Origin of the sequence: Pantoea sp. AG1095 (genome assembly GCF_003208415.1) — a bacterium.
Classification (GTDB): Bacteria; Pseudomonadota; Gammaproteobacteria; order Enterobacterales; family Enterobacteriaceae; genus Pantoea; species Pantoea leporis.
The window spans coordinates 264,160-284,956 of sequence record NZ_QKMJ01000001.1; the positions used below are offsets into that span (position 1 = coordinate 264,160).

Consider the following 20,797-nt stretch of genomic DNA (forward strand, 5'->3'; position numbering starts at 1 on the left):
ATGCATTCCACATCACCCGTTACCTTATCCGCCACTGATATCCATAAATCCTTTGGCGCGATGGAAGTTCTGAAAGGCATTTCGCTACAGGCGCATCAAGGCGATGTCATCTCGATTCTTGGCGCCAGCGGCTCGGGCAAAAGTACCTTGCTGCGCTGCATCAACCTGCTGGAAACGCCGGATGCTGGCGTGGTGAGTGTCGGCGGCGAAACCATTGAGATGAAACGCCATGCGCGCGGCCATCAGCTGGCGGCCAATCCGAAACAGATTGAGCGTTTGCGCTCACGCCTTGGCATGGTGTTCCAGAGCTTTAATCTTTGGTCGCACATGACGGTGCTGCAAAACGTCATTGAAGGGCCGCACTATGTGCTGAAGCGCGACAAGAAAAGCTGCATCGCCCAGGCGGAGCAACTGCTGGATCGCGTTGGCTTACTCAATCGCAAGGATTTCTACCCGGCGCAACTCTCGGGCGGCCAGCAGCAGCGCGTGGCGATTGCCCGCGCGCTGGCGATGGATCCGGAAGTGATGCTGTTTGATGAACCCACCTCGGCGCTCGATCCGGAACTGGTGGGCGAAGTGCTGAAAGTGATGCGCAGCCTGGCGGAAGAGGGGCGCACCATGCTGGTGGTGACGCACGAAATGGGCTTTGCGCGTAACGTCTCCAACCGCGTGGTGTTTATGCATCAGGGCACCATTGATTGTCAGGGCGCGCCGGAAGAGATGTTTGGCGCCCAGGGATCGCAGCGCTTTAAGCAGTTTATCTCCAGCCATCACGGCGCGGAGCAGCCAGCATGACCATCGTATGGGGCGACAGCTCATTAACCTGGCAAGAGCTGGTGCAGGTGGCGCGGCACAACGCGGAACTCAGTTTGAGCGTCAGCGCCTGGCAGCGCATTGCGCAGGGGCGCGCGATTGTCGATGAGATTGTCGCCAGCGGCCAGATCGCTTACGGCATCAATACCGGCCTCGGCGCGCTGTGCAACATCACGCTGCCGGAAGATCAGCTCAGCCAGCTGTCGCGCAATACGCTGCTGAGTCACGCCTGTGGCGTGGGGCCGCTACTGACGCGTGAGCAGGCGCGCGCCATTCTGTGCGCGGCGATTGCCAATTACAGCCACGGCAAATCGGGCGTGTCGGTGGCGCTGGTGCAGCATCTGCTGGCGCTGCTCAATCAGCAGATTACGCCGCAGGTGCCGTCGCAGGGTTCGGTCGGCTACCTCAGCCATATGGCGCATATCGGTCTGGCGCTGATTGGTGTCGGCGACGTGGAGTATCAAAACCAGATCATGCCCGCGGCGCAGGCGTTAACGCTGGCGGGATTACAGCCTTATCGTCCGGGGGCCAAAGAGGGTTTGAGCCTGGTCAACGGCACGCCGTGCATGACCGGCTTGTCCTGCCTGGCGCTGGATGATGCGGCGCGTTTGCTGGATTGGGCCGATGTCACTGGTGCGATGAGTTTTGAGGCGCTGCGTGGACAGCGGGTGGCCTTTGATGCCGAAGTGATCGCGCTGAAAGCCAGTCCGGGCATGCAGCTGAGCGGTCAGCGCTTACGCGCATTGCTGAGTGATAGCCCGCTGCTGGCGACCAGCGTTGGCATTCGCACCCAGGATGCGCTCAGCCTGCGATCCATGCCGCAGGTACATGGCGCCAGCCGCGATCAGTTCGATCACGCGGCGCGCCAGATTGAAACCGAACTCAATGCCTGCACCGATAATCCGCTGGTGCTCGGCACGGCGGATAACTGGCGCGTAGTGTCGCAGGCTAACCCGCACGGCGAATCGGTGGCGATGGCGGCGGATCTGCTGGCGATTGCCATGGCGGAAATCGGCAGCATCGCCGAGCGGCGGCTTGATCGTTTGGTCAATCCGCTGGTGAGCGGCTTGCCGGCGTTTCTGGTGGCGCAGCCGGGCGTTAACTCCGGCATGATGATTGCGCAGTATGTGGCGGCGTCACTCTGTGCGGAGAATCGCCAGCTGGCGCAGCCGGCGGTGCTGGATAACTATGTGACCTCGGGTTTGCAGGAGGATCATCTCAGCCTCGGCACCGGCGCGGCGCTGAAGCTGCTGAAGCTGGTGGGCAACGTGTGGCAGATTCTGGCGATCGAGTATCTGCTGGCGGCGCAGGCGCTGGATTTCCACGGCGAAGAGCAGCTGGCGCAGGGAACGGCGCAGGCATTGCGACGCCTGCGCGCGGTGGTTGCCAACTGGCAGGAAGACCGCTGGCTGGCACCGGAGATCGCGCGGGCGGTAGAGGTGTTGAAGAGCGGTTTGTAACATGGTCGCCATTTACGGCGACCTGACCAAGGATCAGCGGCGAGCGTCCGGCCGCACCAAATCGAAACGCAGTTCTTCGCTGATGCCGTAATAGGCCGACGGGCCTCCGGCACGCAGGATCGGCTGCGCTTTGGCCGTTTGATAAATACCCTCTTCCAGCAGGGCTTCATCAATATGAATGGCGACCGCTTCGCCCAGCACCAGCCAGCTATCAATCGGCTGGCCCTGGGCATCCTGCAACTGAATCAACTGCGTCAACTTACACTCAAAATTCACCGGGCTTTCCGCCACCATGCTGACATTGACATGTGACGCTGCAAGCGGCGTTAATCCCGCCAGCGCAAACTCATCCTGTTCTGACGGCACCGATGCGGAGCTCTCATTCATCGCCTCGGCCAGCGGACGCGTGGCCAGATTCCAGACAAACTCTTTGGTCTCTGAAATATTTTGTACGCTGTCTTTCCAGCCGCTGCTGGCAAAACCAATAATCGGCGGATGATAGTTAAAGCAGTTAAAGAAGCTATAGGGCGCTAAATTGCGTACGCCGCGGGCGCTTTGCGAGCTGACCCAGCCGATTGGGCGAGGGCCGACGATGGCGTTCAACGGATCGTGCGGCAAACCGTGTCCCGCGCGGGGCTGATAAGAGTAACGCTGACGAGTCATAACCATCCTTATAAGAGAACCTGAGTGTGGTGCACTAATCTCATCTAATACGGTGAATTCGATTAAGCGCATTGTGCGATGCCGCTAGCCAGAGTATCTTACGCCCGCGCTATTTTCCGGAGAAACTATGAACAAGCCAGCCGCCACGTCACCTTTCCATCCGCGTAACCGCCACCAGGGCCGTTATGATTTTGCTGCTCTGACCGCAGCCCATCCGCCGCTGGCGGTGAAAGTGCGTCCCAACGGCTACGGCGAGTTGTCGGTGGATTTCGCCGATCCTGAAGCGGTGATGCTGCTGAATCAGGCGCTGCTGAAGCTGTTCTATAACCTCAACTGGCAGCTACCTGCAGGTTATCTGACGCCGCCGGTGCCGGGCCGTGCCGATTACGTGCATGCGCTGGCCGATCTGCTGGCGAGCGACAACGGCGGCGTGGTTCCACGCGATCTGGATGTAATGGATATCGGCTGCGGCGCGAACTGCATCTATCCGCTGATTGGCAACGCCGAATATGGCTGGCGCTTCACCGGCACCGATATCACCGCCGAAGCGATTACCGTGGCCGGGCAGATTGTAGCGAGTAATCCGGGCTTGCAGCGCGGCGTGCGTCTGCGTCGGCAAAAAAAGGCCTCGGCGATTTTCGCCGGCGTGGTGCATAAAAATGAACGCTATCATGCGGTGATGTGCAATCCGCCTTTCCATTCATCTGCGGAAGAGGCGGCCAGCGTGGGTCAGCGCAAAACGCGCAACCTTGGCTTAGGCAAAAATGCGCCGCTCAATTTTGGTGGCCATCACAACGAATTGTGGTGTGACGGCGGCGAGCGCAAGTTCGTTGGTCAAATGATCGCTGAAAGCGTGACGCACTCAGACGCCATTATTTGGTTCACCTCGCTGGTCTCACGCAAAGAGAATTTACCGGCGCTGCGCGACCAGCTGCGCGATCTCGATGCTTATGAAGTGCGCATCATTGAAATGGCGCAAGGTCAGAAGCAGAGCCGCTTTATCTCCTGGACGTTCCAGCCGCCGGCGACGCGCGCCAAACGGCTGAAACGCTAACCTCATTGCGCCGGCGGCAACGCCGGTAAGCTGGCAGCGGAGGGAATATCGCTGCCGGTTTGCATCACTGCTACCGTTTGATGCGGCGCTTTAATGCCGGCCGCATCAAAATGCTTCTTCACCTTATCATCCAGCGCAAAACGTACCGTCCACTGCTTCAGCGGCTGGGTGGTGAATGACACGCGCACGGTAAAGGATTGGTTGGTTAATCCCACTAATCCGGCAAAATTCGGCTCGCCAATCACCATGCCGCGAATCTCCGGGTTCTCCAGCAGCTCTTTCACCGCGCCCTGCAGCGTTTGGTTAACGCGTTCGGTATCTTCACTGCGATCCACATCGTAGTTCGCCACGAACGAGCCGATGCCGCGCACAAAGTTGGCGAAGGTGGTGATCGATGACCACGGAATAATGTGATACGCGCCAGTATCCTGACGCACGCCCACCGAGCGAATCGACATGCGCTCTACGGTGCCGGTGATCGGGCCAATCGTGACTAAATCACCGGTGTTCATGCCGTTCTCAAACTGGATAAAAATGCCGGTGATGATGTCTTTCACCAGCGTTTGCGAACCGAATGATACCGCCAGACCGAGCGCACCGGCACCGGCTAGCAGCGGCGCAATATTCACGCCCACTTCCGACAGTAAAATCATAATGGTGATGGTGCTTATTACGACCGCCAGCGCGTTACGAAACAGCGTCAGCAGCGTGCGGGTGCGTGCGCTCGGCATGGGGCGGCCATGCGAATCCGAGGCGAGGCGACTTTCGATCAGGCTTGCCAGCAGCGTCCAGCCGACTGCCGACAGCAGCACAATGATCACGATACGAATCAGCACATCCACCATTTTTTGGCCGGCGCCAATAGTGAGCCAGTGCCAGAGATCAAACAGATTCCATGCATTGAGCAGCAGCAACAGCGTGGCAAACACCGTGACCACGCGCGCCAGTTTCAGCAGCGCTTTCACCCAATCGTTAACGCGCTTTTGCAGCTCGGGATAGTTGCGGCGCATGTCGGGCGACAGCGTGACGGTTTTGCCAATCCAGCGCGTCAGCATGCCGGAAATCAGCGCAGCGATAACCACGATCGCCAGGCTGCGCACCGTGGCGGACATCATAAACTTCAGGCTGTCGCCGGGATTGAAGATCGAGAACAGGAACAGCGCGATAAAGTAGGCGCTGGCCAGCCAGTGCCACACCATGCCAAAGGCGCGGATGAACAGCGCAAAGAAGCTCAAGCTGCGATCGGCAAGACGCGACAGTTCATGATGGATGTTGCTTTTGTTGCGGAAAATCAGCCACAGCGCCCAGCCGGTCATGATCCCCATAATCAGCATGTTGACCAGCGCCGCCACCTGAATATTCACCTGATTGGAGACAATCGGCACCACCACCAGTAAACCGTAACCGATGATGCCGCTTAGCCAGCTCAAACGTGTGTTCCAGTAGCTGGCGCGCGCATCGGTTAAGTGGAAGAAGCGCAGCGAAGGGAAACGCGGGCAGAATATCAGCCGCAGCACCGCTTTAAAGAACTCAATCAGCGCGAAGGCGTTAAGGAAAAGGCCTTGCTGATAGGCGATGGTGCGGTTGTTGTTGTGATAGTTGTCGCTGATGATCTGACCGACAAACAGCGTCAGCGCTAGCAGCACAATATCGAGCACAAAGGCCATCAAGATAGTGGCGGGCAAGTGCAGCCACTTGGTGCGCTCAAGGTTTTGATCGCGTCCCCAGCGGCCCATGCGGCGCCACACCGGCCACATCAGGCGGCGTGTCAGCCAGTAAAACGCAAACACCGCGGCGGAGAGCGCAGCAAAGTATTTCAGCGCGTTGAAGAAGGTTTGCTGGTTAAAGGATTTGTGTGGCGCATTGGTGATGTTGTCATGCAGTTGCACAAACTGCGCGGCCACCGCGCCGCCATATTCACGCGTTACGCTGGTGACGCTCTCCAGTACCGTGAGATCGTCCTGATTGGCCTGCGGCGGCGCCAGCACCGGTTGGTCGCTGGTGGATTGGCTGATGGCAGCCTGACGTAACTGATCGATCAGCTCCTGACGCGAGGCATTGTTATCCAGAATATTCGCCAGCGCGGCATAGGCTGCTTTTTTCTCGTCTAAGCTGGGTTCGCCTTCGGCTTTATCATCCGCTGCCGGGGTTTGCGACTGCTGTGCTGCGACGGCCGCCTGCGGCAGATTAACGGCCTGCGCCGGGGGAATGAGAAATAGAGTGAACAAACTGAAGAGTAACCACACGGCTGAACGCCATGGTGGGCTGGCAGACGGCATCGCTTTTCTCCTTTAGCTTCGCGCAGCGGCACAAGAGAGAAGTATAGTCAGTGATGGAAGGTGAAGATTTTGAAAAGGAAAATTGAATCGTGGTACCTGCCGTAGTGGCGCGATAAATCGCGCCGCTACAAATGGTGCATGTAAAAAACCGCCGCCGAAAATGGGCGACGGTTTAATGGCAGAGCTTAGGATACGTGCTGCAGGAACTCGCGCAGACGGTCGCTCGGCGGGTTGGTGATCAGATCGTCCGGGTTGCCATCTTCTGCGATGGTGCCTTTGTCGATAAAGATCAGACGCGAAGCCACTTTTTGGGCGAAACCGACTTCGTGCGTCACGATGACCATCGTCATGCCTTCTTCCGCCAGATCCTGCATCACTTTCAGTACTTCGTGACGCAACTCGGGATCCAGCGCTGAGGTTGGCTCATCAAACAGCATCATCTTCGGTTTCACTGCCAGCGCACGCGCAATCGCCACGCGCTGCTGCTGACCACCGGAAAGCTCAGACGGGAAGTGGTGTGCACGCTCGGCGAGGCCCACTTTACCCAGCAGCTCACGCGCCAGCTTATGCGCTTCCTCTTTCTTCGTACCACGCACGCGAATCGGACCAAAGGCGACGTTATCCAGCGCGCTCATCTGTGGGAACAGATGGAACTGCTGGAACACCATGCCCGCTTCCTGACGAATCAGTCGCTCATCCACTTTCGGATCATTGACCTTCATGCCATCGACAACCAGCTCGCCGGTGGTGATCTCTTCCAGCTTGTTGATGCAGCGCAGCAGCGTGGATTTACCGGAACCGGAAGGTCCGATAATCACCACCACTTCGCCTTGATTAATCTTCAGGTTGATGTTGTGCAGAACCTGAGTCTGGCCGAAATTCTTCGAGACGTTTTTAAATTCAATCACAGAATTTTCATCCTTTTCTCAATACGGCGCAGCACAAAGCTCAACACCAACGTAATAACCAAATAGATAATGGCAACGGCGCTCCAGATCTCCAGCGCGCGGAAGTTACCGGCAATGATCTCCTGACCCTGACGCGTCAGTTCGGCCACGCCAATCACGATAAACAGCGACGTATCTTTGATGCTGACAATCCACTGATTACCCAGCGGTGGCAGCATACGGCGCAGGGCCAGCGGCATGATCACATAACGCAGGGTCTCGCGGCGCGACAGACCCAGCGCCAGACCCGCTTCACGGAAGCCTTTATTAATCGACAGTACCGCACCGCGCGTGATTTCCGCGATATAAGCGCCGGAGTTGATCATGATGGTGACCACCGCCGCGCTGAACGGATCGATACGCAGATCCGGGAAAGCCATCGGCAGGGCGAAGTAGATAAACATCACCTGAACCACGATTGGCGTACCGCGAATCAGTTCGATGAAGACTAAGGCGATGTTGTTGGTGATCCAGCCGCCGTAGGCGCGGGCAAAACCGGCAACTAAACCGATAATTAAACCGCCGACCAGGCCGAGGACCGAGATCAGCAGGGTCATTTTGGCGCCTTCGATTAAAATCGGCAGGGCAGGCCAAATGACGCTCCAGTCAAACTCCATGGTGTGACTCCAAAATCTGTTGCGTGGAAATGTAAAAAGCAGGGAGTGTCAGGCTCCCTGCTGGAAAAATCGGCTCAGGCCGCAATTATTTTGGTTCAGTACCGAACCATTTTTTATAGATGGTGTTGTAAGTGCCGTTGTCGCGCAGAGTTTTCAGGGCGCCGTTCACTTTTTCACGCAGGTCGTCGCTGCCTTTCGGGAACGCGATGCCATACTGCTGCGCTTCAATTGACTCGCCTACCGCTTTGAAGCGGCCTTTACCGGCGGTGTTGATAAAGTACAGGATGTTCGGCGTATCGTGCAGTACGGCGTCAGCACGGTTAGTGCCTAACTCCATGTACGCGTTGTCGATGTTAGGGAACTGGCGCAGGTCTTTAGACTTGATGTGCGCTTTAGCGTAATCCACCGAACCGGTGCCGCTCTTCACCGCCACCACTTTGCCGTTCAGATCGTCAATGCTTTTAACGTCTTTTTCATTCTCGCGCACCATCACCAGCAGGCCGCTTTTGTAGTAGCCGTCAGAGAACTCGATGGCTTTTTTACGTTCTTCGGTGATGGTGATACCCGCCAGCGCCAGGTCAATATTTTTGGTTTGCAGCGCAGGAATGATGCCGCTGAAATCCATTGGCTTGAAGGCGTAATCGAGTTTCAGTTCTTTCGCGATGGCATCCCACAGATCGATGTCAAAACCGACGTATTTATCGCCTTGTTTGAACTCAAAGGGAACAAATGCGGTGTCAGTTGCGACGATCAGTTTTTTGTCTGCTGCGGTGGAGGAAAGCGAGAAGGCCAGCGCCAGCGCGGCCACGGAGACTTTAATCAATGACTTCATCATTTTTTTCCTTATTACCCCTCAGGCCTGGTGGCCCGATGTACGGCCTATCATATGAAAAAATTATGCCAACTTTTCATTTTGCTCGAAATCAGTAGTTTTAAGCACTTGCTGACACGATTTTGCGCAGAAGAAAAGTTTTGCACCTTATTGGTGCTTCATTTTGGTGCGTGGTGCTGTTGTGGTGCAGGCACAGTGTGCACCAAGGGCGGGGAGAGCGAAAGAAGGGATTAAGGAAATGTTAACAACGTCAAAAAAAGCACCACAATGTTACAGACGTAAAAAAAGGCGGGATAACCCGCCTTCGTTATAACACTGAAATTTATTCAATATTCGATTCGATAAACCACAGGAATTTATCCAGATCGCGCGATGCCGCAGTGAAGATGTCAGCGGTATCTTCATCGCTGACTTCAGTGATAGCTTTACGCGTGTCATTCGCCACAATCGCATAGCGATCGGCCAGCGCTTTCAGGTGATCCTGCACGCTATGAATGTTCAACGGATAGCTTTTCAGTGGTGTTTTATCGTTAACGATCTGAGTGGTACCCAGCGCCACGCCGCCTAACTGAACTACACGTTCAGCGATAGTGTCCTGGTGATCGGTAATGGCGGTACGGAAACCATCCAGCATCTCATGTACGCCAATAAAGTTGGCGCCACGCATGTTCCAGTGCGCCTGCTTGGTGATCAGCGACAGGTCAATAAACTCCACTACCAGACGGTTGAGCACCTCGATGGTCGCTTTTTTATCGCTGTCAGCGACGTCATTACGGGTGTAAATCAGATCAGACGATTTAGTTTTAACCAGTTTTGCGGTACTCATCATTAATGTCCTCTTATTGATGGTTGTCCTAATCAAGCACGGAGATAAGTATAGCAGCAGTTTTTTAACTTGCAGGGTTGATTAAATCAATGACAGGAATAGATAAACCTTAATATTGCTCAGGGATTGTGCATCTTGATGATTATTTCAGTTAAAACAGATGCTTGTGAGGCATGTTAATTATTTATTAAACGTGTTGCAAAATAATAACGGAAAAATCTTAATACCGCGTTAAAAATGATAATGAGAATGCTTCTATATTTAGCCTGCCGCGCAGCAGGCTGAATTATTGAATATTTATTGCGGATGCGTAATGTCGACTTCGCTTATTTTTGCGCTTTTTTGTTTCATGGTGAGCGTTGAACCAGCCGAGGCGATGATGATCGCTAGCAGCGCAATCCACTGCTTCAGCGTCAATAGCTCGCCCAGGAATAATATGCCTGATAACGCCGCCATCGCCGGTTCCAGACTCATTAAGGTACCAAAAATGCGTGCCGGCAGTCGTGTCAGCGCCATCATCTCTAAAGAATAGGGAATGGCGCTGGAGAGCAGGGCGATCAGCAGTGCCAGCGGCAATACTTCCCAATGCCAGATGCCCGGCGCGGCAAAGGTCAGGCCGAGCGGCACAAAAATCACCGAGGCAATTAGCGAACCCATCGCCACCGTCGCCGGACCATGCTCCGCGCCGGCACGCTGTCCTGCAAGGATGTACACCGCCCAGCAGGCACCCGCGCCTACCGCCAGCAACGCACCGAGCGGATCGATATGACTCATCCCTTCCCCGATGGGCAACAGGAACCACAAACCCGCCACCGCCAGCAGCACCCAAAGAAAATCAAGCGGACGACGCGCGCCGATCAACGCCAAAGTCAGCGGACCCAAAAACTCCAATCCGACGGCAACGCCCAGCGGCACGGTGCGAATCGCTAAATAGAAGAGATAGTTCATGCAGCCCAGCGCTAAACCGTACATCAGCAGCGGTTTGCGCTGCTCGCGCGTGAAGCGCAAACGCCAGGGTTTAAAGATAATGCAGAGAATCAGGGTGCCAAGACCAAGACGCAGCGCGGTAATGCCGGTGGCGCCAACGGTGGAAAACATCGATTTTGCCAGTGAAGCGCCGCCCTGTAGCGAGAGCATGGCAATCAGCAGCACAGCAACAGGGAACAACACCGGGGCCATATTTTTGGTCGTCAGAGGGGCAGACATCCTGTAATCCATTCCTTTTATTTATTAACAGCAGAGCAACAAGCGCTCAGTGTAATGGAATCTCAGGCAAATAAGGAGACGCGAATCGGGGAAATAAAACGCGCTGACAGGTCAGAATTTGGCCATTTTTAGTGCCATTTCCGTAAAGAAACGTCAGGTTAGTTTAGGAATTTACTTAAAGGCATTTTTTGTGATCGTTATTTATGTTGCAGGAATATGATGCTTTTTATAAGTAAAATGAATGACATAGGAAACTTCATTAACTTTCTGTTACACCAAACAATCTGTTAGACAACAAAATGCGGGCAGAGTTTCTTGCTGTTTTTTGTTATATTTAAAGCGTTGTCAGGAGAGAAGTATATTCACATTTGAGGTGGTTATGAAAAAAATTGCATGTCTTTCAGCATTGGCTTGTGTACTTGCAGTTTCTGCAGGTTCTGCCATGGCACAAAGCACCGTTACCGGTGGTTACGCTCAGAGCGATTATCAAGGCGTTGCTAACAAAGCAAACGGCTTCAACCTGAAATATCGTTACGAAGACGGTACTAACCCACTGGGTTGGATCGGTTCTTTCACCTATACCGAAAAAGATCGTACTGATGCTGGCGCTTATAACAAAGCTCAGTACTACGGCATCACCGGTGGTCCTGCTTACCGTCTGAACGACTGGGCGAGCATCTACGGTGTTGTTGGTGTGGGTTACGGTAAATACCAGCAGAACGACAATTCAGTACGTTCTAAGTCTGATTCAAGCGACTACGGTTTCTCTTACGGTGCGGGCATGCAGTTTAACCCAATCGAAAACATCGCTGTTGACGTGGGTTACGAGCAGAGCCGTATCCGCAACGTTGACGTTGGCACCTGGATTGCTGGCGTAGGTTACAGCTTCTAAGTTCTTGCTTAGACCAGTTGCACAATAAACGGTCCTTCGGGACCGTTTTTTTATGGGCGCGATTAACGATTTACCTGCCGCCAGAAACACAAAGCCCGCTACATGAGCGGGCTTTATTGGAATTTGTATGCGTCGGGAACATTAGCCGCGCCAGATCAGTTTTGGGCACGGACGTTCAACCAGCTGTTTGCCGGTGAGCTTTTCAATCAGCATCAAGCGCAGCGCAAACGGCGAGCGGGTCAACAGGCACAGCAGCGATTTCAGCTCAAAAGCCGGTTTGCTCTGTTCAGCCTGGAAACATTTGCCACAGTCGAGGCAGTTTTTCATGGTAGTCATGTTCACCTCCCGAGTGAATGACGACATTTCTTTGTAGCCTTTATAAGCTATTCGCTTACATTATCAACAAAGATAGCACTGGCTATACTCTTTAGCCAACACTATTTAGGAAAAATTTGTGCTTATTTGTGCCTGGTTTACAATGAGCGCAGCCAGCCCGCACCGCAGGTAAAGTGCGGCAGATAATAAAGAGGAAGTTAGATGAGTCGTCGTGCAAAAATCGCCACCAACATGCCCCAGGGCCCGCTAAAAGAGATAGAGGAGCATGTCGAAGGATTTCGTCAGGTGCGCGAGGCGCATCGTCGTGAGCTGATCGATGACTACGTTGAATTAATCTCTGATTTGATTCGTGAATTTGGCGAAGCGCGTCAGGTGGATATGGCTGCACGTTTGGGGGTTTCCCAGCCGACAGTGGCGAAAATGTTAAAGCGTCTTGGCACCACCGGTTTGGTTGAGCAAGTGCCGTATCGCGGTGTATTCCTCACCGCCGAAGGCGAGAAGCTGGCTGAAGCGAGCCGCGTCCGCCATCATATTGTTGAAACTTTCCTATTGGCGCTGGGCGTTAGCCCGGAAACCGCGCGCCGTGATTCAGAAGGCCTGGAGCATCACGTCAGTGATGAAACTCTGGCCGTGTTCCAGAAATTCTACGAGAATCGCTAACTACAAGGCCTTCCGCCATCATGCCCAATCTGCTTCGTTCTTTTATGCGCGATCGTATTTTGCATTTGTTGTTGCTGTTGGGTGTGATCATGTTGCCGCTGGCGAATTTCCGCTGGTCGCAACTGCCTTCCGCTGTGGACTGGCATACCATCATGACGCTCACCGGCTTACTGATGCTGACCAAAGGGCTGGAAAACAGCGGCTATTTTGATGTGCTCGGCGCACGTCTGATTCAGCGTTTCCAGCATGAACGCGCATTGGCGTTATTCATGGTGTGCGCCGCCGCGTTGCTCTCAACTTTTCTCACCAACGATGTTGCGCTGTTTATTCTGGTGCCGCTCACGCTGACACTGCGTAAATTCTCGCGGCTGCCCATTTCGCGCCTGATCATTTTCGAAGCGTTGGCAGTGAACGCGGGTTCCTTACTGACGCCGGTTGGTAACCCGCAAAACATTCTGCTGTGGAGTCACGGCACGCTCAGCGTGCCCGGTTTCATTGCGCAGATGGCGCCGCTGGCGGCATTTTTACTGCTTTCGCTGATGGCGTTAACCTGGTGGAGTTTCCCGGCGCGCGCGATCCAAAAGCATGAGCAGAGTGAAACTCAGGCGTGGCGCAAAGCGTTGTTCACGATTAGCGTGCTGCTGTATATCGTATTTATCGTCGCGCTCGAGCTAAAAATGACCGGCTGGGCGCTGCTGCTGGTGGCGGCCTGTTTCCTGATCATGGCGCGCAGCGTGTTGATCAGCATCGACTGGAGTTTGCTGCTGGTGTTCGTGGCGATGTTTATCGATGTCTTCCTGTTGATGCATTTGTCCTGGCTGCAGCCTCACTTTGCCGCTATCGGTCAGCTAGGCGAGGGCGGAATCTATTTGCTGGCGATTGGCTTGTCGCAATTCATTAGTAACGTTCCCGCCACCATTCTGCTTTTGCAGAAAGTGCCACCGTCGGAGGTGCTGGCGTGGGCGGTGAATATCGGCGGATTTGGCTTATTGCCGGGTTCGCTCGCCAACCTGATTGCCTTGCGGATGGCGCAGGACGCGCGCGTTTGGTGGCGTTTCCACTTGTTTTCCATCCCGATGCTGGCCTGGTCGATGTTAGGCGGATGGCTGCTGTTACACCTCATGCGTTAGCACCGTGCCAATGTCGGCTTGTGTAAAGTTGCATTGGCATTTGTCAATTTCCCATCTAAGGTTATGTTGACCGTTTTTGCCCGGGAATCGGGACAACTGCCTACGATGAAAAATTATGGAAAACCAGAATCAACCGTCTGAACGCGATCAGCAGGATCCGCAAAAAACCGCCAATACCCATCAAGATAACAACGAACCAGAACGTAAACGTCCCGGAAAGAAACCTCTGATTTTTCTCGCCATTGTGGTGGTGATTATGATCGTGGTGGGATTATGGTTTTGGCTCACCACGCGCAATATCGAAAGCACGGATGATGCCTTTACCGAAGGCAATGCGGTGACCATCGCGCCGAAAGCAGCCGGATATGTGGTCAAGCTGCTGGTGCATGATAACCAGCGCGTGAAGCAGGGCGATTTGCTGGTGGAGATCGATGCGCGCGACAGTGAAGCGCAGCGCGATCAGGCCAAAGCCCAGCTTGGCTTGGCGCAGGCGCAGCTGCATCAGGCGCAGGCGCAGTTAGCCTTGTCCCGCGTGCAGTATCCGGCACAGCGCGATCAAGCTCTCGCCGATCAGGCCAAAGCGCAGGCCAATTTGCTTAATGCCCAGGCCGATTATCGTCGCCAGCGCGGTGTTGATCCGCGTGCCACTTCACAGCGCAATATTGATACTGCCGCCGCGCAATTGCGTTCGGCTGAAGCGCAACTGCAAAGCGCTAAGGCGCAGGTTGAAGTGGCTTCTCAGGTGAAGCTGCAAATCCGCCAGCAGGAAACCAATGTGGAAGCGCGTGAGCAGCAGGTTGAGCAGGCGCAGGCACAGCTCAACACCGCCGAATTGAATCTCTCTTATACCCAGGTTCGCGCACCTTACGATGGCTTTGTCACCAAGCGTAACGTGCAACTCGGCACGCTGGTGCAGGCTGGCAGCGCGCTGTTCTCGCTGGTTTCGCCTGAAATCTGGATTAATGCCAATTTCAAAGAGTCACAGCTGGCGCGCATGAAGCCGGGTAATAAAGTGGAAATCAGTGTCGATGCCTGGCCGGATATGAAGCTGGAAGGGCATGTGGATAGCGTGCAGATGGGATCCGGTTCCCGCTTCTCCACCTTCCCGGCGGAAAACGCCACCGGCAACTACGTGAAAATCGTGCAGCGCGTGCCGGTGAAAATCGTTATCGATAAAGGATTGGATCCCAATCATCCGCTGCCGCTGGGCTTGTCGGTTGAGCCGAAGGTCACAGTGGAATGAGTGCGAGCGAAAGCTGGCGTCCGGCCAGCAATCCGTGGCTGGTCGCCATTACGGTGACGCTGGCGGTGTTTATGGAGATCCTCGACACCACCATCGTGAACGTCGCGCTGCCACACATTGCCGGTTCGCTCTCCTCCAGCTACGACGAATCGACCTGGGTTTTAACCTCTTATCTGGTGGCGAACGGCATCGTGTTGCCCATTTCGGCGTTCTTCAGCCGCCTGTTTGGCCGCAAGCAGTTCTTCCTGATTTGCATCGTGATGTTCACCATCTGCTCCTTCCTGTGCGGCATCGCGACGGAGCTGTGGCAGATTATTCTGTTCCGCATCCTGCAGGGCTTTTTTGGCGGCGGATTGCAGCCGGTACAGCAATCGGTGCTGCTCGATTACTTCAAAGCGGAAGATCGCGGCAAAGCCTTTGGTCTATCGTCGATTGCGATTATCGTCGCGCCGGTGATTGGTCCGACTCTGGGCGGCTGGATCACCGACAACTACAGCTGGCGCTGGGTGTTCTTCATTAATATTCCAGTCGGTATTTTGACGGTGATGGCAATTTACCAGCTGCTGGAAGATCCGCCGTGGGAGCGCAAGTGGGATAAAGGCCGCCTGAAGATCGACTACATTGGCATCAGCCTGATCACGCTGGGACTTGGCTGTTTGCAGGTGTTCCTCGATCGTGGCGAAGATGAAGATTGGTTTGCCTCGCACTTCATTCGCCTGTTCGCCATGCTGGCGGTGATAGGCATTATCGGCGCCATTTATTGGCTGCTGTATGCACGCAAACCGGTGGTCGATCTTAGCGTTATGAAGGATCGTAACTTCTGGGTGGCGGGCTTACTGATGGCGGGCATGGCGATGATTTTGTACGGCAGTTCGGTGGTACTTCCCCAACTGGCACAACAGGATCTCGGTTACACCGCAACCTGGTCGGGGCTGGTGCTGTCGCCCGGCGCGATATTGATTGTGCTGACGATACCCATCGTGCTGAAGCTGATGCCGATTGTGCAAACGCGCTATATCATCGCGTTCGGCTTCACCTGCCTTGCCAGCGCCTTCTTCTATTCCACCCGGCTTACGCCCAACGTTGATTTCACCACGCTGGTGTTAATGCGCAGCGCGCAGTCGATCGGCCTTGGCTTCCTGTTTGTGCCGCTGACTACCATTGCGTTCATCACCGTGCCGCAGCGATTAAACGCCGATGCGTCGGCGCTGTTCACCATGTTCCGTAATGTCGCGGGTTCGATCGGAATTTCGCTGTCGACGGCGGGCATTACCGAACGCATGCAGACGCGATCGGCCACCATGGTGCACAACATGTCGCCGCTCAATGAGCCTTACAATCTCACGCTGCAGCATTGGGCTGATTCGATCCGTAATTTCACCACCGCAGTGGGCGATCCGCTGGTGCTGGCGAGCGGGCAGCTCTACCAGGAGATGATCGCGCAGGCCCGTATTCTGGCGTACATCGACGTATTTACGGGCCTGAGTATCGTGGCGTTGCTATTGATTCCATTTTGTTGGTTGCTTTCGCCGATCAAGAGCGAAGGCAGTGCAGGAGCACATTAAAATGAGTAAGTTTTCGCGCTCTACGCCGTCACTGACGTTGCTGGCGCTGTCACTGTTGCTGGCCGGATGCGCCGTAGGACCTGATTATCAGCCGCCGCAGGCGCACACACCTGGCGGTTACCATGATTTGCCTTCACAGCAAGCGTCTAAGCCGCTGGCGGCAGCAACCAATCCGCTGTGGTGGAAAAGCTTTAATGATCCGCAGCTTGATAGCCTGATTGAGCGCGCTATTGCCGGCAACTTAACGCTGCAACAATCGGTGCTGCGTATTGCTGGGGCGCGTGAACAGCTGGCGCAGGCGCGCGGTGGGTTATTCCCTTCGCTTAACGGCTCGGCAAAAGTGACCCGTCAGCAGCTCGGTTTAAAAGGCTTGCTGAAATCCAACGGCGTTTATGACCAGGTTGATAGCGATGTCGCCAGCCAGCTGAACGGTTTAGACCATTCTGTCACCCTGTATCAGGGCAGCTTTGACGCCAGCTGGGAGCTGGATCTATGGGGCAAAGTACGCCGCCAGATGGAAGCCGCGGATGCTCAGCAGCAGGCGGCCATTGAGCAACGCAACGATGCGCTGGTCTCGCTGGAAGCCGAAGTGGCGCGCGCCTATCTGCAACTGCGCGGTTCGCAGGCCGTGCTGGCGACCTTGCAGCAGCAAATAGAGGTCGCGCAGCAAACCTGGGAACTGACAAAGAGCCAGCAGCAAAACGGCTTAGCGCCGACCACGGATGTGGAAAATGCGCGCGCGCAATTAGCCTCGCTGAATGCGCAGCTGCCGCAATATCAGGCGCAGCAGTTGCAGGCGATGAACGGTTTGGCGGTGCTGCTGGGTAAAACACCGGGCGCACTGGATAACGAATTGATGAACAAAAAACCGCTGCCTGATTTGCCGAAATTGGTGCCGGTGGGCATTCCGTCAACGCTGGCGCGCCGACGTCCGGATATTCGCCAGGCTGAAGCCACGCTGCATGCGCAGACCGCGAATATTGGCGTATCCGTTGCCGAGCTGTTCCCCAGCTTGTCGCTCACCGGGCAACTGGGCGTGCGAAATACCGATGCCAGCTATCTGGATGACTGGAGCAGCCACTTCTTTAGCGTTGGACCGTCGCTGTCGATTCCAATTTTTCAGGGCGGCCGTTTAGTCTCCAGCGTAAAATTGGCGCGCGCGCAGCAAGCCAGCGCGGCGCTCGATTATCGGCAAACGGTATTAACTGCGCTGCAGGATGTGGAGAACGCGTTGGTCAGTTATCGCGCCGATCAGCAGCAGGTTATAGCGCTGGATGAAACCACCGGCGCACTGCAACGCGCATTTGATTTGGCCAGCGACAGTTATCGTCAGGGTATTTCCACCTTCCTCGATGTATTAGATGCGCAGCGACAACTGGCGCAAGCTAAAGCGCAATCGACACAGGCGCGGATGCAAAGTGCACTTGATTTAGTGGCGTTATATAAAGCGCTGGGCGGTGGCTGGGAACCTTATCAAAACGTCAATTTGCCAGACTATTCTGTGTTTGGTCCCGCAACGGAAGTGCATTAATTTCCCTTAGCAGCCGGTTAAACACCGGCTTTTTTTATCGGCACGATATGAAAAAATGAGATTCTTCTCTCATCCCGGGCAATATAATAATCCGTGATGACATCAGGTTTTACGTTACACCATTAATCCTTGCTTACCTTTATGCTCACTAATGCTGCAGCGCGTAATAGCCGCTAAATGATTGTTTATTACCTGGGAATATTGCTTTGAAATCGATTCCAGTTGCTACATATGGAACACATTACGGTTGTTAATTCAGGGTTAATTAAAGCGGTTATCCGCGTTTTAAACCCTAACGTAAGAAATATGTAAGCAACTTCAGATTAATCCGGGCAATAAAATTAATTTATTTTTTTATTTGAATTAGGTAATCTTGCCACTACAGTTTATTTAAACCCCTTAAGCAAGGACATTGTGATGAGTGACGCATTTAAAGTTCTGAACAACATTCGCACATTACGTGCACAGGCTCGTGAACTGCCATTGAGCGATCTGGAAGAAATTCTGGAAAAATTAACGGTTGTCGTGACTGAACGTCGTGACGAAGTAAACGCTGAAGAAGCGCAGAACCGCGAAAAAGAAGAGAAGCTGTCTAAATATCGCGAAATGCTGCTGGCTGATGGTATTGACCCGAACGAATTACTGGGCGCTCTGGAAGTTGGTAAAAAACGCGCTAAGCGTGCACCACGCCCGGCAAAATATTCCTACACCGACGAAAACGGTGAAGTAAAATCATGGACCGGACAGGGCCGTACACCAGCAGCGATTAAAAAAGCGCTGGATTCAGGTAAAAGCCTCGACACTTTCCTGATCAAATAATCCGCACAATCCTTGTAAGTGGGAGCCGGGGGCAAATGCCCCCGGCTTTTTTGTTGTTTTTATTTCTTTATGAGCAACAACACCTTTAGCCCAACGTAACGTCTGCCTCTGGCGCAGAGGTGGCGTCCGGGTGCCCGCTTCTGGCATAATGCCCGCTGTTTTTTCCTCCACTGCGTAACAAAGGTCAATGCCGTGTTAGTTTCCAGCAATATCACCATGCAGTTCGGCAGTAAGCCGCTGTTCGAAAATATCTCCGTTAAATTTGGCGGCGGTAATCGTTACGGTTTAATCGGTGCGAACGGCAGCGGTAAATCTACCTTTATGAAAATACTGGGCGGCGATTTGGCGCCAACGGGTGGAAATGTTTCCCTCGACCCAAATGAGCGTATCGGTAAGTTACGTCAGGACCAATTTGCCTTCGAGCAATATAGTGTGCTGGACACCGTGATCATGGGCCACAATGAATTGTGGGCAGTGAAGCAAGAGCGTGACCGTATATATGCATTGCCAGAAATGAGCGAAGAGGAAGGCTATAAAGTGGCCGACCTTGAAGTCGAATACGGCGAGATGGACGGTTACAGTTCAGAATCACGTGCCGGTGAATTATTACTGGGCGTTGGCATTCCTGTGGAGCAGCATTACGGTCCGATGAGCGAAATTGCGCCGGGCTGGAAATTGCGTGTCCTTTTAGCGCAGGCATTATTTGCCAATCCTGATATTTTGTTGCTCGATGAACCGACCAACAACCTGGATATCGATACCATTCGTTGGTTGGAGCAAGTGCTCAACGAACGTAACAGCACCATGATCATCATTTCGCATGACCGTCACTTCCTGAATATGGTGTGCACGCACATGGCGGATCTGGATTACGGTGAACTGCGCGTTTATCCGGGTAATTATGACGAATATATGACCGCGGCTACCCAGTCACGCGAACGTTTATTATCGGATAACGCCAAGAAGAAAGCGCAAATTGCCGATCTGCAGTCGTTTGTTAGCCGTTTTAGCGCCAACGCCTCTAAATCGCGTCAGGCGACTTCGCGTGCCAAACAGATTGATAAAATTAAGCTGGAAGAAGTTAAAGCCTCCAGCCGTCAAAACCCGTTTATCCGTTTTGATCAGGACAAGAAGCTGTTCCGTAATGCGCTGGAAGTTGAAGCGCTGACCAAAGGTTTTGATAACGGTCCGCTGTTTAATAAACTCAACCTGATGTTAGAAGTCGGCGAGAAATTGGCGATTCTCGGTGCCAACGGTATCGGTAAAACTACGTTGCTGAAAACGCTGGTCGGTGAACATACGCCGGACAGCGGCACAGTGAAATGGTCTGAGAATGCGCGCATTGGTTATTACGGCCAGGATCACGCGGAAGACTTCGCTGACGATCTGACGGTATTCGACTGGATGAGCCAGTGGAAGCAGGAAGGCGATGACGAGCAGGCGGTGCGCAGTATTCTTGGTCGTCTGCTGTTTGGTCACGACGAGATCAATAAGCCCGCTAAGGTGCTGTCCGGTGGTGAGAAGGGTCGCATGCTGTTTGGCAAGCTGATGATGCAAAAGCCAAACATCCTGATCATGGATGAACCGACTAACCACCTGGATATGGAATCGATCGAGTCGCTCAACATGGCGCTGGAGATGTACGAAGGGACCCTGATTTTCGTCTCGCACGACCGTGAGTTTGTGAGCTCGCTGGCTACCCGCGTGATGGAGATGAAAGCCGATCGTATTATCGACTTCACGGGTAATTATGAAGATTACCTGCGCAGTCAGGGCATTGTTTAAGGTTTGTGAGGTTTCGGCGCCGATCAGGCAAAAATGCCGGGTCGCTGCGTAACGACGGTGTAAATACTTCCCCGTAACCTCGTCCGCCGCATCCCTGCGGCGGAGGCTTTACTCCGGACCCGGCATTCACGTCTTTATG

Annotated in this window: 19 protein-coding genes; 11 read left to right on the forward strand and 8 right to left on the reverse strand. The window is 54.1% G+C overall.

From position 1 onward, the window contains the following. Both DEU53_RS01300 and hutH read left to right on the forward strand, forming a co-directional pair. The gene (locus DEU53_RS01300; protein WP_101761021.1) at positions 1 to 795 is read left to right on the forward strand and encodes an ABC transporter ATP-binding protein; all 795 of its coding nucleotides are present in this window, start codon (positions 1 to 3) and stop codon (positions 793 to 795) included. Further along, on the forward strand, positions 792 to 2,273 hold the full coding sequence (hutH, locus tag DEU53_RS01305) for a histidine ammonia-lyase (protein ID WP_110865806.1): 1,482 nt from the start codon (positions 792 to 794) through the stop codon (positions 2,271 to 2,273). The genes DEU53_RS01300 and hutH overlap by 4 nt, the downstream gene beginning before the upstream one ends. 33 nt (positions 2,274 to 2,306) lie before the next feature. On the opposite strand, the gene DEU53_RS01310 is transcribed toward hutH, so the two are convergent. Then, positions 2,307 to 2,936, reverse strand: coding sequence for a flavin reductase family protein (locus DEU53_RS01310; protein WP_110865807.1), 630 nt, complete (start codon positions 2,934 to 2,936; stop codon positions 2,307 to 2,309). A 127-nt stretch (positions 2,937 to 3,063) separates the two neighbouring features. Here DEU53_RS01310 and rlmF point away from each other — a divergent pair, with 127 nt between their 5' ends. Continuing rightward, complete coding sequence (gene rlmF, locus DEU53_RS01315; protein WP_110865808.1) at positions 3,064 to 3,990, forward strand: 23S rRNA (adenine(1618)-N(6))-methyltransferase RlmF; 927 nt, start codon at positions 3,064 to 3,066, stop codon at positions 3,988 to 3,990. Positions 3,991 to 3,992: 2 nt separating this feature from the next. On the opposite strand, the gene ybiO is transcribed toward rlmF, so the two are convergent. The 6 genes from ybiO to rhtA form a co-directional block, all read right to left on the reverse strand. Continuing rightward, positions 3,993 to 6,269, reverse strand: a complete 2,277-nt coding sequence (gene ybiO / locus DEU53_RS01320) for a mechanosensitive channel protein (protein ID WP_110865809.1) — start codon at positions 6,267 to 6,269, stop codon at positions 3,993 to 3,995. A gap of 185 nt (positions 6,270 to 6,454) precedes the next feature. Beyond that, on the reverse strand, positions 6,455 to 7,177 hold the full coding sequence (glnQ, locus tag DEU53_RS01325; RefSeq protein ID WP_110865810.1) for a glutamine ABC transporter ATP-binding protein GlnQ: 723 nt from the start codon (positions 7,175 to 7,177) through the stop codon (positions 6,455 to 6,457). Further along, on the reverse strand, positions 7,174 to 7,833 hold the full coding sequence (glnP, locus tag DEU53_RS01330; protein ID WP_007887744.1) for a glutamine ABC transporter permease GlnP: 660 nt from the start codon (positions 7,831 to 7,833) through the stop codon (positions 7,174 to 7,176). Before glnP ends, glnQ begins: the two co-directional genes overlap by 4 nt. An 85-nt stretch (positions 7,834 to 7,918) precedes the next feature. After that, entirely contained in the window at positions 7,919 to 8,665 is a 747-nt protein-coding gene (glnH, locus tag DEU53_RS01335) for a glutamine ABC transporter substrate-binding protein GlnH (RefSeq protein ID WP_036647919.1), read from the reverse strand. Positions 8,666 to 8,987: 322 nt separating this feature from the next. After that, positions 8,988 to 9,491 carry a DNA starvation/stationary phase protection protein Dps gene (dps, locus tag DEU53_RS01340; protein ID WP_036620516.1) on the reverse strand — a complete coding sequence of 168 codons (504 nt, stop codon included), beginning with the start codon at positions 9,489 to 9,491 and terminating at the stop codon, positions 8,988 to 8,990. A gap of 297 nt (positions 9,492 to 9,788) precedes the next feature. Further along, positions 9,789 to 10,697: a threonine/homoserine exporter RhtA gene (gene rhtA, locus DEU53_RS01345; protein ID WP_110865811.1), complete on the reverse strand. Its 909-nt coding sequence runs from the start codon at positions 10,695 to 10,697 to the stop codon at positions 9,789 to 9,791. 379 nt (positions 10,698 to 11,076) lie between these two features. Here rhtA and ompX point away from each other — a divergent pair, with 379 nt between their 5' ends. Continuing rightward, positions 11,077 to 11,589, forward strand: coding sequence for an outer membrane protein OmpX (gene ompX, locus DEU53_RS01350; RefSeq protein ID WP_101761014.1), 513 nt, complete (start codon positions 11,077 to 11,079; stop codon positions 11,587 to 11,589). 141 nt (positions 11,590 to 11,730) lie between these two features. On the opposite strand, the gene DEU53_RS01355 is transcribed toward ompX, so the two are convergent. Further along, positions 11,731 to 11,925: a hypothetical protein gene (locus tag DEU53_RS01355; RefSeq protein WP_101761013.1), complete on the reverse strand. Its 195-nt coding sequence runs from the start codon at positions 11,923 to 11,925 to the stop codon at positions 11,731 to 11,733. Positions 11,926 to 12,126: 201 nt separating this feature from the next. On the opposite strand from DEU53_RS01355, the gene mntR reads away from it, so the two are divergent. From mntR to DEU53_RS01390, 7 genes are all read left to right on the forward strand, one after another. Further along, entirely contained in the window at positions 12,127 to 12,585 is a 459-nt protein-coding gene (gene mntR / locus DEU53_RS01360) for a manganese-binding transcriptional regulator MntR (RefSeq protein WP_101761012.1), read from the forward strand. Between the two features lie 20 nt (positions 12,586 to 12,605). Beyond that, positions 12,606 to 13,715 (forward strand): SLC13 family permease, encoded by a 1,110-nt coding sequence (locus DEU53_RS01365; protein WP_110865812.1) that lies wholly within the window; start codon positions 12,606 to 12,608, stop codon positions 13,713 to 13,715. A gap of 115 nt (positions 13,716 to 13,830) precedes the next feature. Further along, positions 13,831 to 14,958 carry an HlyD family secretion protein gene (locus tag DEU53_RS01370; RefSeq protein ID WP_101761010.1) on the forward strand — a complete coding sequence of 376 codons (1,128 nt, stop codon included), beginning with the start codon at positions 13,831 to 13,833 and terminating at the stop codon, positions 14,956 to 14,958. Next, complete coding sequence (locus tag DEU53_RS01375; protein WP_110865813.1) at positions 14,955 to 16,523, forward strand: DHA2 family efflux MFS transporter permease subunit; 1,569 nt, start codon at positions 14,955 to 14,957, stop codon at positions 16,521 to 16,523. Before DEU53_RS01370 ends, DEU53_RS01375 begins: the two co-directional genes overlap by 4 nt. Position 16,524: 1 nt before the next feature. Beyond that, positions 16,525 to 18,054 carry an efflux transporter outer membrane subunit gene (locus tag DEU53_RS01380; RefSeq protein WP_101761008.1) on the forward strand — a complete coding sequence of 510 codons (1,530 nt, stop codon included), beginning with the start codon at positions 16,525 to 16,527 and terminating at the stop codon, positions 18,052 to 18,054. 417 nt (positions 18,055 to 18,471) lie between these two features. Then, entirely contained in the window at positions 18,472 to 18,873 is a 402-nt protein-coding gene (locus tag DEU53_RS01385) for an H-NS family nucleoid-associated regulatory protein (RefSeq protein WP_101761007.1), read from the forward strand. Positions 18,874 to 19,065: 192 nt separating this feature from the next. Beyond that, complete coding sequence (locus DEU53_RS01390; protein ID WP_064741202.1) at positions 19,066 to 20,658, forward strand: ABC-F family ATPase; 1,593 nt, start codon at positions 19,066 to 19,068, stop codon at positions 20,656 to 20,658. Positions 20,659 to 20,797 lie beyond the last annotated feature (139 nt).

What these genes read in the sequence shown, in the direction of transcription:
- glnP (WP_007887744.1), bottom strand. Translation starts at nt 7,833, where the DNA reads ATGGAGTTTGACTGGAGCGTCATTTGGCCTGCCCTGCCGATTTTAATC.
- hutH (WP_110865806.1), top strand. Translation starts at nt 792, where the DNA reads ATGACCATCGTATGGGGCGACAGCTCATTAACCTGGCAAGAGCTGGTG.
- dps (WP_036620516.1), bottom strand. Translation starts at nt 9,491, where the DNA reads ATGAGTACCGCAAAACTGGTTAAAACTAAATCGTCTGATCTGATTTAC.
- glnH (WP_036647919.1), bottom strand. Translation starts at nt 8,665, where the DNA reads ATGAAGTCATTGATTAAAGTCTCCGTGGCCGCGCTGGCGCTGGCCTTC.
- mntR (WP_101761012.1), top strand. Translation starts at nt 12,127, where the DNA reads ATGAGTCGTCGTGCAAAAATCGCCACCAACATGCCCCAGGGCCCGCTA.
- DEU53_RS01300 (WP_101761021.1), top strand. Translation starts at nt 1, where the DNA reads ATGCATTCCACATCACCCGTTACCTTATCCGCCACTGATATCCATAAA.
- DEU53_RS01365 (WP_110865812.1), top strand. Translation starts at nt 12,606, where the DNA reads ATGCCCAATCTGCTTCGTTCTTTTATGCGCGATCGTATTTTGCATTTG.
- ompX (WP_101761014.1), top strand. Translation starts at nt 11,077, where the DNA reads ATGAAAAAAATTGCATGTCTTTCAGCATTGGCTTGTGTACTTGCAGTT.
- rhtA (WP_110865811.1), bottom strand. Translation starts at nt 10,697, where the DNA reads ATGTCTGCCCCTCTGACGACCAAAAATATGGCCCCGGTGTTGTTCCCT.
- DEU53_RS01385 (WP_101761007.1), top strand. Translation starts at nt 18,472, where the DNA reads ATGAGTGACGCATTTAAAGTTCTGAACAACATTCGCACATTACGTGCA.
- DEU53_RS01310 (WP_110865807.1), bottom strand. Translation starts at nt 2,936, where the DNA reads ATGACTCGTCAGCGTTACTCTTATCAGCCCCGCGCGGGACACGGTTTG.
- DEU53_RS01355 (WP_101761013.1), bottom strand. Translation starts at nt 11,925, where the DNA reads ATGACTACCATGAAAAACTGCCTCGACTGTGGCAAATGTTTCCAGGCT.
- rlmF (WP_110865808.1), top strand. Translation starts at nt 3,064, where the DNA reads ATGAACAAGCCAGCCGCCACGTCACCTTTCCATCCGCGTAACCGCCAC.
- DEU53_RS01370 (WP_101761010.1), top strand. Translation starts at nt 13,831, where the DNA reads ATGGAAAACCAGAATCAACCGTCTGAACGCGATCAGCAGGATCCGCAA.
- ybiO (WP_110865809.1), bottom strand. Translation starts at nt 6,269, where the DNA reads ATGCCGTCTGCCAGCCCACCATGGCGTTCAGCCGTGTGGTTACTCTTC.
- DEU53_RS01375 (WP_110865813.1), top strand. Translation starts at nt 14,955, where the DNA reads ATGAGTGCGAGCGAAAGCTGGCGTCCGGCCAGCAATCCGTGGCTGGTC.
- DEU53_RS01380 (WP_101761008.1), top strand. Translation starts at nt 16,525, where the DNA reads ATGAGTAAGTTTTCGCGCTCTACGCCGTCACTGACGTTGCTGGCGCTG.